The sequence below is a fragment of the Streptomyces johnsoniae genome, assembly GCF_031845565.1.
Lineage (GTDB): Bacteria > Actinomycetota > Actinomycetes > Streptomycetales > Streptomycetaceae > Streptomyces > Streptomyces johnsoniae.
This window is the reverse complement of the sequence record NZ_JAVREV010000007.1, coordinates 269,137-283,775: the sequence shown is the minus strand read 5'-3', so window position 1 is coordinate 283,775 and position 14,639 is coordinate 269,137. Positions and strand designations below refer to the sequence as shown.

At 73.9% G+C, this 14,639-nt stretch carries 11 protein-coding genes; 5 read left to right on the top strand and 6 right to left on the bottom strand.

Going from position 1 to position 14,639, the window contains the following annotated elements; translation table 11 throughout:
• Positions 1-196: 196 nt before the first annotated feature.
• Positions 197-1,483 carry an MFS transporter gene (locus RM779_RS15330; RefSeq protein WP_311618248.1) on the bottom strand — a complete coding sequence of 429 codons (1,287 nt, stop codon included), beginning with the start codon at positions 1,481-1,483 and terminating at the stop codon, positions 197-199.
• Between the two features lie 126 nt (positions 1,484-1,609).
• On the opposite strand from RM779_RS15330, the gene RM779_RS15325 reads away from it, so the two are divergent.
• Both RM779_RS15325 and dusB read left to right on the top strand, forming a co-directional pair.
• Positions 1,610-2,374 (top strand): TetR/AcrR family transcriptional regulator, encoded by a 765-nt coding sequence (locus tag RM779_RS15325; protein ID WP_311618247.1) that lies wholly within the window; start codon positions 1,610-1,612, stop codon positions 2,372-2,374.
• Positions 2,371-3,516, top strand: a complete 1,146-nt coding sequence (gene dusB, locus RM779_RS15320) for a tRNA dihydrouridine synthase DusB (protein ID WP_311618246.1) — start codon at positions 2,371-2,373, stop codon at positions 3,514-3,516. Before RM779_RS15325 ends, dusB begins: the two co-directional genes overlap by 4 nt.
• 38 nt (positions 3,517-3,554) lie before the next feature.
• Here dusB and RM779_RS15315 read toward each other — a convergent pair whose 3' ends face one another.
• Positions 3,555-5,501, bottom strand: coding sequence for an amylo-alpha-1,6-glucosidase (locus tag RM779_RS15315; RefSeq protein ID WP_311618350.1), 1,947 nt, complete (start codon positions 5,499-5,501; stop codon positions 3,555-3,557).
• On the bottom strand, positions 5,501-6,832 hold the full coding sequence (locus RM779_RS15310) for an MGH1-like glycoside hydrolase domain-containing protein (protein WP_311618245.1): 1,332 nt from the start codon (positions 6,830-6,832) through the stop codon (positions 5,501-5,503). Before RM779_RS15310 ends, RM779_RS15315 begins: the two co-directional genes overlap by 1 nt.
• 168 nt (positions 6,833-7,000) lie before the next feature.
• On the opposite strand from RM779_RS15310, the gene RM779_RS15305 reads away from it, so the two are divergent.
• A complete protein-coding gene (locus RM779_RS15305; RefSeq protein WP_311618244.1) occupies positions 7,001-8,203 on the top strand; it encodes an ROK family transcriptional regulator in 1,203 nt (400 codons plus the stop codon).
• A gap of 277 nt (positions 8,204-8,480) precedes the next feature.
• Positions 8,481-11,135: a pyruvate, phosphate dikinase gene (gene ppdK / locus RM779_RS15300; protein WP_311618349.1), complete on the top strand. Its 2,655-nt coding sequence runs from the start codon at positions 8,481-8,483 to the stop codon at positions 11,133-11,135.
• Positions 11,136-11,410: 275 nt separating this feature from the next.
• On the opposite strand, the gene RM779_RS15295 is transcribed toward ppdK, so the two are convergent.
• A complete protein-coding gene (locus RM779_RS15295; protein ID WP_311618243.1) occupies positions 11,411-11,782 on the bottom strand; it encodes a DUF6221 family protein in 372 nt (123 codons plus the stop codon).
• Positions 11,783-12,001: 219 nt separating this feature from the next.
• Here RM779_RS15295 and RM779_RS15290 point away from each other — a divergent pair, with 219 nt between their 5' ends.
• Positions 12,002-12,754, top strand: coding sequence for an MBL fold metallo-hydrolase (locus RM779_RS15290; RefSeq protein WP_311618242.1), 753 nt, complete (start codon positions 12,002-12,004; stop codon positions 12,752-12,754).
• Positions 12,755-12,770: 16 nt separating this feature from the next.
• Here RM779_RS15290 and RM779_RS15285 read toward each other — a convergent pair whose 3' ends face one another.
• Together RM779_RS15285 and RM779_RS15280 are read right to left on the bottom strand one after the other, a co-directional pair.
• On the bottom strand, positions 12,771-13,244 hold the full coding sequence (locus RM779_RS15285; protein ID WP_311618241.1) for an outer membrane protein assembly factor BamB family protein: 474 nt from the start codon (positions 13,242-13,244) through the stop codon (positions 12,771-12,773).
• A 160-nt stretch (positions 13,245-13,404) separates the two neighbouring features.
• On the bottom strand, positions 13,405-14,613 hold the full coding sequence (locus RM779_RS15280) for a serine hydrolase domain-containing protein (protein WP_311618240.1): 1,209 nt from the start codon (positions 14,611-14,613) through the stop codon (positions 13,405-13,407).
• Positions 14,614-14,639 lie beyond the last annotated feature (26 nt).

Below are 14,639 nucleotides of genomic sequence, written 5' to 3'. Positions count from 1 at the left end.
CCCGCGGGCACATCCATCCCGTCCAGCGCATGGCGCAGCTCCTCGAACTCCGCGGCGCCCGGGACGTCCTCCGTCCTCTTCGGCCGCTGCGTCACCACCGTCATCACCGTCATGGCGCGCCTCCTTCGCCGTTCACACCTGTACGCGCTCAGCGTACGGCGCGTCACTGACAGTGAGATTCGCGGTCGGGCCGCGGTCACGGCCGCGGCGCCTCCTCGGCGGCGGGGCCGGTGAGGGAGGCGTGACGCAGTGCGGGGAAGGCGGCGGCTACCACGAGGGTGGCGGCGACGCAGACCAGTCCGCCGGTGATCACCGCGGCGCGGGCGCCGGTGAACTCGGCGAGGAGGCCCATCGAGGCGTTGCCGAGCGCCGGGGAGACCGTTGCCTGGACCATCCACAGGCTGCTCACCCGCCCGCGCAGGCTCCGGGGCGTGCTGTGCTGGAGAAGCGCCGAGCGCAGGGTCTCGGATATCAGGTCGCCGAGCCCGGCGAGCGCGAGCAGGAGCAGTGCGAGCGGCAGGAACGAGGTCGCGCCGAAGCCTGTCAGCGACAGGCCCCACAGTGATACGGCCGCGACGAGCACGTGCCCGCCGGCGCGGCGCGTCCAGCCGCTGGTGGCCGCGCCGACGAGGGCGCCGAACGCGGGGGCGGCGTACAGCAGGCCGACGATGCCGGGGCCGCCGCCGAACTGCTCGTCCGCCAGCACCGGATACAGCGCCTGCGGCATCGTGAACACCATCGCCGCGGCGTCGATCAGCAGCAGGCCGACGATCAGGCGGTGGCCGCGCACGAAGCGCAGCCCGGCCGCCACCGCGCCGAACGCCTGTCTGAGGTCCCGGCCGGTGCCAGGGCCGGCCCCGGCACCGGCCCCGGTCCGAGTGGGCGGCAGCGGCCGGACGAAGAGCAGGGCGACGGAGAAGGCCAGCAGGCCGACGGCGTCGATGGCGTAGCAGAAGGCGAGTCCAGGACCGGCGATCAGGACGCCGCCGAGCGCGGGGCCGAGCAGGGCCGCGAGCTGGGTGGCCGCCGCGGTCAGGGCCCCGGCCGCGGCGAGCCGGCCGGTACCCACCAGGTCGGGGATGGCCGCGAGCATGGCCGGGCCGCCGAGACCGGCGAGGAGCCCGGTCAGGCCGGTGGCGACGTAGATGACCCACAGTTGCGGCTCGGGCAGCAGCGCGTTGACCGCCAGGGCACCCGCGGCCAGGATCAGCGGCGGCCGGGTGGCCAGCAGCAGCCGACGGCGGTCCACGCGGTCGGCCAGGACGCCGCCCGCCAGGACGCCGACGACCAGGGGCAGGGCGCGGGCGAGTCCGGTGAGTCCGATGTGGAGCGGCGATCCGCTGAGGTCGTAGACCTGCACGGCCACGGCGACGCCGGTCATCAGGGTGCCGATCAGCGCCCCGGCGAAACCGGCGAACAGCAGCCGGAAATCGCGGCTGCCGCGGAGGGGGGTGAGGTCCATGGCGAGAGACGCCAACGGCATGAAGGGCTCCGGGGGAACATGCTCGTCGCGAGCAGGTGAGGTAAGCCTTACCTGCTCAGCTTGTCGGGTGCGGGAGTTAAAGTCAACGCGTGTGAAGTTCAAGGGCTTGCTAGCCTCGTACCCCTCATGAGCAGCGACCTTCCCCCGTCCCGCCGTCGGCCGACCCACCGCAAGGGCCGCGCCACCCTCACCCGGGAGTCGGTCGGTCGCGCCGCGCTCGACTTCCTCGGCGACCACCGGCCCGCCGAACTGACGATGCGCTCGCTCGCCGCCGCCCTCGGCGTCTCGCCCCGCGCGCTCTACAACTACGTCGAGGACCGGCGCGACCTGATCACCGTCGCGGCCGAGATCTTCGAGGCCGACTGGCGCCTCCCACCGCTCGACCCCGCGCCCGGACGCTGGCCGGAGAGCCTGCGTGCCATGTGCCGCGACCTGCGCGCGCATTACCGGCGCCACCCCGGCATGACGACCCTGGCCCTCGCCGAGAACGTCACCGCCGCCCGCCACCCCGTCATGCTGCGGAACGTGGACGCCCTCATCGGCTTCTTCGCCGGCCTCGGGCTGCCCCTGCCGGACGCCTACCGCGCCTGCATGGAGTCCATCCGGCTCGTCGTCGGCTTCGTCGAGTTCCAGGACTCCCCGTACGATCGGCCGCCCGCCCACCTCGGCCCGGCCGACACGGCCCCCCTGCCGCCGTGGCTCACCCCGGACGGCGCGGACGAACTGCCGCACCTGAGCCGTCTCGCCGCGGACATGCCCGACGGGACCGGCTCGCCCGACGAGTTCTTCGAGTTCTCCCTCGATGTCCTCGTCGGCGGGATCGCGGCCCGCCTGCCCGACGCGGAACCCGACGCGGGACCCGACGCGGAAGGAGGACAATGGTCCCCATGACCGAGTCCGTGCCACCGCTCCAGATCGGCCCGCACACCGTGGACCCGCCCGTGGTGCTCGCCCCCATGGCGGGCATCACCAACGCGCCGTTCCGCACCCTGTGCCGGGAGTTCAGCGGGGGCAGGGGCCTGTTCGTCAGCGAAATGATCACCAGCAGGGCCCTGGTCGAGCGGAACGACAAGACGATGCGGCTCGTCCACTTCGACGCCGCGGAGAAGCCCCGTTCCATCCAGCTCTACGGCGTCGACCCGGACACCGTCGGCCGGGCCGTCCGCATGATCGCCGACGAGGACCTGGCCGATCACGTCGACCTCAACTTCGGCTGCCCCGTTCCCAAGGTCACCCGGCGCGGCGGCGGCTCCGCCCTGCCATACAAGCGCCCGCTGCTGCGCGCCATCCTCCGCGCCGCCGTCGGTAACGCGGGCGGCCTGCCGGTCACGATGAAGATGCGCAAGGGCATCGACGACGATCACCTGACCTACCTGGACGCCGGCCGCATCGCCGTCGACGAGGGCGTGGCCGCCATCGCGCTGCACGGCCGCACCGCCGCCCAGCACTACGGCGGCGCGGCCGACTGGCACGCCATCGCCCGGCTGAAGGAGGCCGTTCCCGAGATCCCGGTGCTGGGCAACGGCGACATCTGGTCGGCGGACGACGCGGTGCGGATGCTGCGCGAGACCGGCTGCGACGGCGTCGTCGTCGGCCGCGGCTGCCTGGGGCGGCCGTGGCTGTTCGGCGACCTGGTGGCCGCGTTCGACGGCCGCGGGCCCGCCGGGTACGCGCGCCCCTCGCTGCGGGAGGTCGCCGACGTGATGCTGCGGCACGCGGCGCTGCTCGGCGAGTGGCTCGACGACGAGCCGCGCGGCGTCATCGACTTCCGCAAACACGTCGCCTGGTACACCAAGGGCTTCTCGGTCGGCTCGCAGGCCCGCCGCCGGCTTGCCGTGGCCGCGTCCCTGGCGGAGCTGGCCGCGCTGCTCGGCGAGCTGGACCTGGACCAGCCCTGGCCGGACGGCGCCGACGGCCCGCGCGGGCGCACCTCGGGCCGCAGCCGCGTCGTGCTGCCCGACGGCTGGCTGGCCGACCCGCAGGACGCGACCGTGCCCGGCCGCGAGGCCGAGCACGACACCTCCGGCGGCTGACTCTCCCCCGCGCCCGCGCCCCCCGCCTCCCCGCGACCTCAGTTCTGCGTCGCCGTCGCCGTCGCCGTCGCTGTCACCGCCGCCGTCGCCGCCGTCAGCAGCGCGAACGGGGAGGCCGCCGACCACGCCTGCGGCCAGCACGCGTCCGGGTAGGACACCGGCTCCGGGTGCTCGGCGCGTGCGTAGCCCGCGATCACCTCCGGCATCCGGAAGCCGGACCGCGCCGCCATGTCGAGCAGCCCGCGCGTCAGCCGGGCCGCCTCCTCGTGCAGTCCGTAACGGGCCAGACCGAGCGCGGCGATGGCGCTGTCGTGCGGCCAGACGCTGCCCCGGTGGTACGACAGCGGGTGGTACGCCTCCTGCCCGGCCGCCAGGGTCCGCAGGCCCCAGCCGGAGAAGAACGCGTCGGACAGCAGCCGGCGGCCCACCGTCTCGCCGTGCCGCTGGTCGAGGAGGCCCGTCCACAGCAGGTGGCCCGCGTCCGAGCCGAGCGCGTCCGCCCGGCGGCCGGCCGCGTCGAGGGCCAGCGCGGGGAAGTCCTGCTCCGGCAGCCAGAAGTCGGCGAGGAAACGCCGCCGCAGCTGCGTCGCCGCGTCGTCCAGGCGGTCCGCGTACGCCGTGTCGCCCCACGCGGTGCGCGCCAGGCGGGCCGTGCGCCGCAGCGCGTCGTACGCGTAGCCCTGAGCCGCGGCGGACCGGATCACGCCGCGGACCGGGGTGCCGTCGGCGTGGCAGATGGCGTCGGCGGAATCCTTCCAGCTCTGGTTGGCCAGGCCGCCCTCGTCCGCCTGGTACATCAGGTAGCCGTGGTCGGAAAGACCGCTGTACTGGAACATCCACTCCACCGCGGCGCGCGCGTGCCGCTCCAGGCGGTGGGCCAGCTTGTCGTCGCCGGTCGCCTCGGCGTGCGCGCCGAGCAGCATCAGGAACAGCGGCGTGCTGTCGACCGAGCCGAAGTACCTGCCGTAGGGCACCTGCCCGAAGTAGGCCAGCTCGCCGTGGCGCAGCTCGTGCACGATCTTGCCGGGCTGCGCCAGCCGGTCCTGGTCCTCGCCGGTGGCCTGGGCGGCGGCGAGCGCGAGCAGGGTGGCGGCGGCGGTCTCGGGGCGGCTGGGCAGGGTGAACAGCGAGGTGATCGCCGCGTGCCGGCCGAAGAGGGTGAGGAACCACGGCGCGCCCGCCGCGGGCACCCGCAGCGCCTCGCCATCGGGTCCTGTGGCGGCCACCCGCAGCCCGGACAGGTCGGCGAGGCCCTGGGCGCAGGCCGGGGCGAGCCCAGGCCAGCCCTCGGGAACGGCCGGGGTGTCCGCCGCGGCGGGCGGGAAGACGTCCGCGGCCTCGGCGGCCGGCTCCGGCACGCCGTGCGGATGCGCCTCCACCCGCAGCGCCAGCTCGGCCGAGCCGTGCGGCGGCAACTGGAGCCGCCAGCACAGCCGTCTCGCGCCGCTGCCGGTCTCCTCCACGGCGTCCGGCTCCGGCCGCGCCGAGACCACCGTGCGCGCATGCCACTCGCTGCGCCGGTAGCCGAACTCGATGCCGTCGGGGCGGGCGGCCCGCGTGCGCACGGCGTGCGGCTTCTCGTACCAGCGGTGGTCCGCGCGCAGCTCGAACTGGTCGGCGAAGTCGGCGTCGACGGTCAGCGCGATCAGCGCGGCGCAGGGCGTGCCGCGGTTGCTGCTGAGCCGGAGGCGCTCCACGAGCGCGCCCTCCGCGATCCGCTGCTCGCGGAAGACGGTCAGCGCGGGCGCCTCGGCGCGGCTGGCGGGCGGCGTCAGCACGGCCGTGGCGGCGGCGCCGCTCGCGGTGGCGGGCACCAGCACGGTCGGCGTGGAGCCGTCGACCGTGAGCTGCCAGCGGCTGAGGTGGCGCGCATCGCGGGCGAACAGGCCGTGCGGGTGGGTCCCGCGTTCGCCCGTGATGTCGCCGGACGGGCCGACGGCGGCGAAGGTGCCGTCGTGGACGAGCAGACAGTGGCTGGTGGTGATCACCGAGCTACCTCCGCGAGCAGGTCGATGGTGAGGGCCGCGGTCCAGCTGAAGTCCCGGGTGCCGCGCGCGTCGCCCGAGAACGGGTCGACGTACTCGGCGAACCCCGAGGCCACCGCGGCCTGGAGGACGGTGGTGCGGATGGCGTCGGCCCGTTCGTGCGCGCCGTGCCGCCGCAGGCCGCGTTCGAGGAGCCAGTTGACGTTGAACCAGGCCGGGCCACGCCAGTACCGCGCCGGGTCGAAGGCGTGGCCGGTCAGGTCGTAGCTCGGCGCGAGGCGCGTGGTGCCGCCCAGGCCGAAGCGTTTGCCGCGCAGCGTGCGGACGAGGGCGGCGGCGACGTCCCCCGGCAGGCCGGGAACGATCAGTGGCAGCAGGCCGGCCGCACTGTACTCGTGGATCTGGGCGCCGCCGATCACGTCCTGGCACAGGAACATGCCCTCGTCCGCGTTCCACAGCCGCTTCAGCAGCGCGGTGGTCAGCTCCTCGGCGCGGACCTGGTGGTCGGACGGGTCGGTGCCGAGGACGGCGGCGATGTCCCCGAGGGCGTGCTCCGAGGCGATCAGCAGCGCGTTGACGCCCGGGTCCTCGACGGCGAACGGGTGCCCGTCGTCGTCCGCGTACTGCTGGCCGCGGTACCGCTCGGCCAGCCGGACATAACGGCCGTAGTCCAGGTCGGTGGGCCGGTCGGCGGGGCAGCCGTGGTCCAGGTCGGCCCGGTGGAAGGAGCCGGTGGCGGCCGGCTCGATCCGGGCGAGCGGCGGGTCCCAGCACGGACTGTTGTCCATGCCGGACTCCCAGGGGTGCACGATTGACGCCAGGCCGCGCCCGCCCAGGTCCCTGCGCTCGGTGAGGTAGCGCTGCCAGGCCACGAGCCGCGGGTAGACCCGGGGCAGGAAACCCCGCCGCACGGACGCGGCGGGGTCGGCCCGGTGCACCAGCCAGGCCGCCAGCGCGTGGATGGGCGGCTGGATGATCCCCGAGGTCTCGACGCCGCCCGGCGCCCCGGCCTTGTCGCCGGCCGTGGAAGAACGCCAGAAGTCGGGGCTGGGGAAGTAGGCGCTGAGCGGCACCGACGGATTGAACACGATGTGCGGGATACGGCCGTCGGCCCACTGCGCGGCGAGCAGCGTCTCCAGCTCGCGCTGGGCGCGGGCGGGCGACAGGTGGCGCAGGCCGATGGCGATGAACCCGGAGTCCCAGCTCCACTGGTGCGGGTAGAGCGTCCGCGAGGGAACCGTCGAGGAGCCGGTCCAGTTGCCGGAGAGTACGCGGCGCGCGCCGTTGTATGCGATTGAGGGGAGGGTGGCTGGCTGGTCAGCGCGTTCCACGAGGGCTCCGAAGACGTTGGCCGCGCCCGCCGGCGTGCGGGCGCACCGTTTGTTTTGTCGAAGGTACCGTAGAGTTACGTCTACTTAACACGCAAAAGTACCGCTGTAATATCTACTTCACAAGCTGAAGGGGGAAGAAAAACCGAAACGGCGGCCCGGAAGGCGGTCATGAACCAGGCGAGCGCGGGTCATCTGTTGCGGTTGATACGCAACGGGCAGGCCACCACACGCGGTGAGCTTCAGCGGATCACCGGACTCTCCAGGTCAACGGTGGGCCACCGGCTGGATCAGCTCTTCCGCGCCGGGTGGATCAGGGAGGCGGCCGGTGATCCGGTGGACGCCCCGACCGGTGGACGGCCTTCCCTGCGGCTGGAGTTCGACGCCTCGCACGCCGTCGTCCTGTGCGCGGATCTGGAGACGCGGCACGCCCGCGCCGCCGTGCTCGACCTCGGCGGCACGATGCTCGCCGAGCACTCCGGGGCGCTGCTGATCAACCAGGGGCCGGACGAGGTGCTTGACCGGCTGGCGCAGTGGTTCGCGCTGCTGCTGGAGAAGACGGGACTCGGGGCGGGGGCCGTCTGCGGTATCGGGCTCTCGGTGCCAGGACCGGTGGACCGGGCCTCGGGGCGGGTCCTCCAGCCGCCGTTGATGCCGGGCTGGGACCGGTATCCGGTGCCGGAGCGGATGCGGCAGGCGTTCGCGGCCCACGCGGGCGGCGTCGCGCGGCACGTCCCGGTCCTCGTGGAGAACGACGCCAATCTGATGGCCTACGCCGAGCAGCGCCGCGGCTTCCCCGACTGTGCGGCGTTCCTGCTGATCAAGGTGTCGACCGGGATAGGGGCCGGGGTGGTGGTCGACGGCGACATGTACCGGGGGATCGACGGCGCGGCCGGTGACATAGGGCACATCAGGCTCAGCGACCATCCGCACGCGCTGTGCCGCTGCGGCTCCTACGGCTGCCTGGCCGCCGTGGCGAGCGGGCGGGCGCTGGCCGAGCAGCTGACGGCGGCGGGGGTGCCGACCGCGTCCGGCTCCGGCGTGCGGGACCAGCTGGCGATCGGCCAGCCCGACGCGGTGCGGCTGGCGCGGGACGCGGGCCGGCTGGTGGGCGGGGTGCTGGCGACGGTGGTCACGCTGCTCAATCCCGGGGTGTTGATGATCGCGGGCGATCTGACCGGGCCGCCGTTCCTGACCGGCGTCCGCGAGCTGCTGTACCAGCGGGCCATGCCGCGGACCACGGCCTACCTCCAGGTCGTCACCTCCCGGCTCGGCGACCGCGCCGGTCTCGCGGGCGCCGCGGCCATGGTCGTCGAGTCGCTCTACGCGCCGGACCACGCGGACACCCGGCTCGCCGCCGCAACGGCGCACTGAGCGGCCGGACGCGCCCGGCGCCCACGGCGCACGGGAGGCGTACTTCGCGTTCAAGGGCGTTCAAGAGCGTTCACGGGACCTGACTTGGGCGTAATGCTGCTTATGTGCGCGTGATGCCCGCCACGAATGATGGCGAGGATGCTCAGATGAGCGATTGGCGGGGTAGCCTCCCGCTGTCAGGGCAGCCGTTCACGAGGAGTCGAGTCCCGTGCCGGATACGCAAGCTCCATCCCTCATCACGCCCCCGCCCCGCACCCCCGTACTCCCGGCCACGCCGGTGACGTACGTGTACGACTTCACCGAGGGCCACCGCGGCCTCGCAAGACTGCTGGGCGGCAAGGGCGCCAACCTCGCCGAGATGACCAGGCTCGGCCTGCCCGTCCCGCCGGGCTTCACGATCACCACCGAGGCGTGCCGCGCATACCTGCGCACCGGCACGCCGCCGCCCGCCCTGCACGACGAGGTGAGTGCGCACCTCGCCGCGCTGGAGCGCCGCACCGGCCGCCGCCTCGGCGACGGCACCAACCCGCTGCTGGTGTCCGTCCGTTCGGGGGCGGAGCGTTCCATGCCGGGCATGATGGACACCGTCCTCAACATCGGGCTCACCGACACCTCGGTGCACGCGCTGGCGGCGCGGTCCGGGGACGAACGTTTCGCCTGGGACTCCTACCGCCGGCTGATCCAGATGTTCGGCGAAACGGTTCTCGGCATCGACGCCGCCGCGTTCGAGGAACGTCTCGCGCACGCCGCGCGGCCGACCGGGGCGAACGACGAAACCGAGCTGACCGCGGGCCAACTGGAGCGGCTGACCGGCGCGTTCAAGGACATCGTGCGCGAGCGCACCGGCCGCCCGTTCCCCCAGGACCCGCGCGAACAGCTCGATCTGGCCATCCGGGCCGTCTTCGACTCGTGGAACGGCGAACGGGCCAGGCTGTACCGCCGCCGCGAGCGCATCCCGCACCACCTGGGCACCGCCGTCACCATCTGCACCATGGTCTTCGGCAACCTGGGCCCCGACTCCGGCACCGGCGTCGCGTTCACCCGCGACCCGGCCACGGGGCGGCAGGGCGTATACGGCGACTACCTGCCAGGCGCCCAGGGCGAGGACGTGGTCGCGGGCCGCAGGAACACCGTGCCGCTCACCGAGCTGGCCCGGCGGGGCCCGCGGGCGCACGCCGAACTGCTGCGCATCATGGAAACCCTGGAGAACCACTACCGGGACCTGTGCGACATCGAGTTCACCGTCGAGCGCGGCACCCTGTGGATGCTCCAGACCCGCGTCGGCAAGCGCACCGCCGCCGCCGCGTTCCGCATCGCGGTGCAGCTCCTCGACCAGGGCCTCATCGACGAGGCGGAGGCACTGCGGCGCGTCACCGGCGAGCAGCTGGCGCAGCTGATGTTCCCGCGCTTCGACGCGGGCGCCGCGCCCGCGCCGCTGGCCACCGGCATCGCCGCCTCGCCCGGCGCGGCCGTCGGCGCCGCGGTGTTCGACCCGGCCACCGCAGTCGCGCGCGCCGCGGCCGGCGAACGGGTCGTGCTCGTGCGGCGCGAGACCACGCCCGACGACCTGGACGGCATGATCGCCGCGGAGGGCATCCTCACCGCGCGCGGCGGCAAGACCTCGCACGCCGCCGTCGTGGCCCGCGGCATGGGCAAGACCTGCGTATGCGGCGCCGAGGAACTGACCGTCGACGTCGCAGCCCGCCAACTGACCACCGCCGAAGGGACGGTGATCCGCGAGGGCGACATCCTCTCCCTCGACGGGACGACCGGCCGCGTCCACCGCGGCGAGGTGCCCGTCGTTCCGTCCGCCGTCGTCGAGTACTTCGAGGGCACGGCGCTGGCGGACGCCGACGAGCTGGTGGCGGCCGTGCACCGCATCATGGGCCTGGCCGACGCGGCGCGCCGCCTCGACGTCCGCGCCAACGCGGACACCGCCGAGGACGCGGCCCGAGCCCGCCGCTTCGGCGCCAACGGCATCGGGCTGTGCCGCACCGAGCACATGTTCCTCGGCGAACGGCGCGAGCTGGTCGAACGGCTGATCCTCGCCGGCACCGACCGCGAGCGCCACGCCGCGCTCGCCGCCCTGCTGCCGCTGCAACGCGCGGGCTTCACCGACCTGTTCGCCGCCATGGACGGCCTGCCGGTCACCGTGCGGCTGCTCGACCCGCCCCTGCACGAGTTCCTGCCCGACCTCACCGAACTGTCGGTGCGGGTGGCGCTCGACCGCCGCGACGAGGACGTTCGCCTGCTGGCCGCGGTGCGGCGGCTGCACGAGCAGAATCCGATGCTCGGCCTGCGCGGCGTGCGGCTCGGCCTCGTCGTGCCCGGCCTGTTCGCGATGCAGGTACGGGCCGTGGCCGAGGCGGCGGCGCAGCGGCGCGCGGCCGGCGGCGACCCGCGGCCGGAAATCATGATCCCGCTGGTGGGCACCGTGCGGGAGCTGGAGATCGTCCGCGAGGACGCCGAAGCCGTCGTCACCGAGGTCGAAGAGGCCCACGGGGTGCGGCTCGGGATTCCGCTCGGCACCATGATCGAGCTGCCGCGGGCCGCCCTGACGGCGGGTCAGATCGCCGAGCACGCCGACTTCTTCTCGTTCGGTACGAACGATCTCACCCAGACCGTCTGGGGGTTCTCGCGCGACGACGTCGAAGCGAGCTTCTTCGCCGCCTACTTGGAGAAGGGCATCTTCGGCGTCTCCCCGTTCGAGACCATTGACGCCGACGGCGTCGGCGCCCTCGTCCGCACCGCCGCGGCGGCGGGTCGCGCGGCCCGCGAGGATCTGAAACTCGGCGTCTGCGGCGAGCACGGCGGTGACCCCGAATCCGTGCGCTTCTTCCACACGGTGGGACTCGACTACGTGTCCTGCTCACCGTTCCGCATCCCCGTCGCCCGGCTCGAAGCGGGCCGGGCGGCGACGGCGGCCCCCTAGCCGCCGCGGGGCATCTCCCCCGGGCCTTTCCCTCAAGGCCCGGATGCCCCCGGGATGCACCGGGGGCGGCGCCTGTGCGGAGGCGCCGCCCCCCAACTCCCCGCCAGGACGGCGGATGACGCCGCGGGCGCCTTGGCGGAGGCACGTGCCGCGATGACCTGCCATGGCGGGACCGGCCCCCCGCCCGCACGGCCAGTCCCAGGGCGGTGGCCGGCGTTGGCCGCGGGCGATGCGGGGGTCGATGCGGCGCGCAGCCCGAAGGACCGTGGTGCTGGTCATGGTGAACGTCTCGCCGGAGGCGAAGTGCAGGCGTTTGCCGCCGCGTTGCACCGGAAGTCGGGGTGGTCGGACCAGATGGCCGCAATGCCGAAGAGCGCGTACATCGCGACGCCCTGCATGGCCCGGCCGTTGTGTTCCCCGAGGACGATGGGGGCCATGACGTTGGTGAGGGCGCTCAGCGCTTCCGCCTGCCGCAGCACGTGAGCCGGGTCCTGGCGCCCCGCGTGGGCGCGCGACGCGGGGGACAGGCCGTCCCGCGCCTGCCGGTCGCCCTCCTCGCCCCAGGCGGCGGACGCGGCCCGCGCCGTCTGCTCGTCTTCCTCGATCCTTGCGCGCACGAACGTGATCAGATCGTCCATGCCGTCCATGCCGTCCATGATTGCCCAGCTGTCCGGAACGCCCGGGACGGCGCAGGTCAGCGGGCTACGCCTGTCCGGAACACCCGGAACCCCTGGCGGCGCGCCGCCCGTTCCCGCCAAGATCGGTCCGGAGCACGGAGCCGCACGTAAGGCGATGAGCCCGCTCCCATGGCACGCCCACCACGGGGGCGGGCGTGCCATGGGAGTGCTCCCGTAGAGTCCGGCCCCATGCACCTGACGGTCCTCGGCGGCTGCGGCGCGTGGCCCACCGCGGAACAGGCGTGCAGCGGCTACCTCGTCGAGCACGCCGGCTTCCGCCTGCTGCTCGACCCCGGATACGCCACGCTGCCACGCCTGCTCCGGCACACCACGGTTGACGCGATCGACGCCGTGCTGGTCAGCCACGGGCACCCCGATCACTGCGCCGACCTCAACCCGCTGCTGCGCGCCCGCGGGCTGAGCGACACCCCGCCCCCGGCCCTGCCGGTGTACGCCCCGCACGGGGCGGTCGATGCCGTGCTCGCCCTCGACCGGCCGGGCATGCTCGCCGGGGCGTACCGCCGCCACGAGTTCCGGCCCGGCGACCGGTTCGCACTCGGCCCCTTCATGGCCGACACGTGGCTGCTGCCGCACTTCGTGCCCAACGCGGGCATCCGGCTCACCACGCCGGAGGGCGTGCTCGCCTACACCGGCGACACCGGGCCGAGCCCGGACATCGTGCGCCTCGCGCGGGACGCCGACCTGCTGTTGTCGGAGGCCACCTACGTGCACCGGGTGCCGACCGCCGACGCACCGTACCTGCTGACCGCACGGCTGGCGGGCCACTATGCCGAACGCGCGGGCGCCGCCCGGCTCTTGCTCACCCATCTGTGGCCCGGAACGGACCCGGCCGCCGCGACCGAGGCGGCGGCGGAGGCGTACGGGCACCCCATCGGCGTTGCCGCCCCGGACCTGGTGGTCCACGTCACCGGGCCCGGGTAGGAGCGGCCGACGGGGGTCAGTCGGGCGCCGCCCCCGTGGCCGCGTCGAGGGCCACCACACCGTTCTCGTTGGCGATGTACACGAAGTCGTACGCCGTGACCGGGCCGTTGTCCCGGTTGCCGCTGCTCGGGGTGGCGAGGGTCGAGGCGGACCAGCGCTCGGCACCGTCATCGGCGTCGAGGGCGTGGACGGTGCCCATGGTGCTCAGGGTGTCGCCGACGTAGACCATGTCCCCCGCCACCGTGAACCGCGTGGGCGACAAGATGCCCCCGTGATTCCACTTCTCGGCACCCGTCGACGGGTCGACCGCGTGGACGGCGTACACATGCTTGTCCAGGCTCGCGAAGTAGACGATGCGACGAACCAGGGAATTCAGATCCCCGGGGAGGATGCTCCTCGCCGGCGGCCTGGTTGATCCGAGGCGCGCGATGTGTACGCCGCCGCGGGCCGGTACCGGTGCGAAAGTGCCGACCGTAACGCTCCGTCCCACGAAGGTCGTTCACAGAGGTGGACCAGTCTGTCCCGCTCGTGGCGGTCCGGTGTGGCAGCGGGCCACGCCACACGAGCAGTACCGGATCTGACGGCCCCGAGCAGGTGCGCGTCCCCGGCGTCGGCAACGACAGCCCAGGGGCGGGCGGGCCCGGCGCCCGTCAGCCGCACAGGGCGTGGTCGATCATCGTGCGGGTGGCCTCGTCCTGGTCGTCCTGGCGGGCGTCGAAGCTCAGGGTGAATACCGCCGCCGAGGCCGCGGTGTCGCCGTTCTCCGTGACGGCGGTTTCCGAGACGGTGCCGAAGGAGGTGCCGCCGTGGAACCACAGGCCCTCGCCGTTGCCGCACCGCGGCGCCCACGCGATGCCCAGGCCGTAGCCGGTGCCGGGGCCGTAGAAGTCCGGGGCGGGCACGGTCCGTTTCATCTCCGCGAGCTGGGCGGGCGGCAGCAGCGTGCCGTCCATCAGCGCGCGCAGGAACGTGTTCATGTCGCCGGTGGTGCTGATGATGGCGCCGTCCGCGCCGCCGCCCCCGGACAGCGTGGTGTCGGTCAGCTCGTCCTCGCCGGGGAACCGCAGGTAGGCGGCGGCCGTCGGCTGCGGCACGTACGCCGAGGTGCCGGGGGTGAGGGTGCGGGTCAGGCCCAGCGGCTCGATGATCCGTTCGTGCACCTCGCGTTCCCAGGAGTGGCCGGTGGCGGCCTCGATGATCAGGCCGGCCAGCACGTAGTTGGTGTTGGAGTAGCCCCACCGGGTCTCACTCGCCGGGTCCGCCGCGTCGGGCAGCCACGCCGGCGGGCGGCTGGTGGCGAGGCCGACCGCCTGCTCGGCGGTCGTCGTCGTGAAACGTGACTCGTGGTAGGACTCCGGGGTCAGCGCCTCCGGGTCGCCGAAGAGGACGTCGGTGTAGTTGGCGAGGCCGCTGGTCTGCCGCAGCAGGTTGTGCAGCGTGACGCGGCTGCCGTCGTTCCCGTTGCCGCCGACCAGGCCGGGCAGCCACTGTTCGACGGTGTCGTCGAGTCCGAGCGTGCCCTCGGCGACGAGCTGGAGGGCGACGACCGCGGTGAACGTCTTGGTGTCGCTGCCGATCCGGTAGTAGGCGTCGCGCGGCACGGGCCGGTCGCCGTCGAGGTCGGCGGCTCCGGCGCGTGCCCACGAGCCGTCGCCCGCCGCGTTCTCCCACTCCGCGAGCACGCCGGTGGCTCCGGTGGCGTGCACGGCCTCCGCGTCCCGGTCGAGGCCGGAGTCCGGCTCCGGCTCCGGCGGGGTGCCGACCGCGGCGCTCCCGGTGGCCATCGCCGTGGCGGTGGTCAGCGCCAGCGCCGCCGTCGCGAGTGCCGCGCGGACCAGTGTCGTTCGGCGGTACCTCATTGTCCGTCACTCCCTGTACCGGTGTC

Excerpts from the sequence above, each read along its gene's own strand:
- RM779_RS15305 (WP_311618244.1), top strand. The coding sequence starts at position 7,001 with ATGAACCAGGCGAGCGCGGGTCATCTGTTGCGGTTGATACGCAACGGG.
- RM779_RS15330 (WP_311618248.1), bottom strand. The coding sequence starts at position 1,483 with ATGCCGTTGGCGTCTCTCGCCATGGACCTCACCCCCCTCCGCGGCAGC.
- RM779_RS15295 (WP_311618243.1), bottom strand. The coding sequence starts at position 11,782 with ATGGACGGCATGGACGATCTGATCACGTTCGTGCGCGCAAGGATCGAG.
- RM779_RS15280 (WP_311618240.1), bottom strand. The coding sequence starts at position 14,613 with ATGAGGTACCGCCGAACGACACTGGTCCGCGCGGCACTCGCGACGGCG.
- RM779_RS15290 (WP_311618242.1), top strand. The coding sequence starts at position 12,002 with ATGCACCTGACGGTCCTCGGCGGCTGCGGCGCGTGGCCCACCGCGGAA.
- dusB (WP_311618246.1), top strand. The coding sequence starts at position 2,371 with ATGACCGAGTCCGTGCCACCGCTCCAGATCGGCCCGCACACCGTGGAC.
- RM779_RS15325 (WP_311618247.1), top strand. The coding sequence starts at position 1,610 with ATGAGCAGCGACCTTCCCCCGTCCCGCCGTCGGCCGACCCACCGCAAG.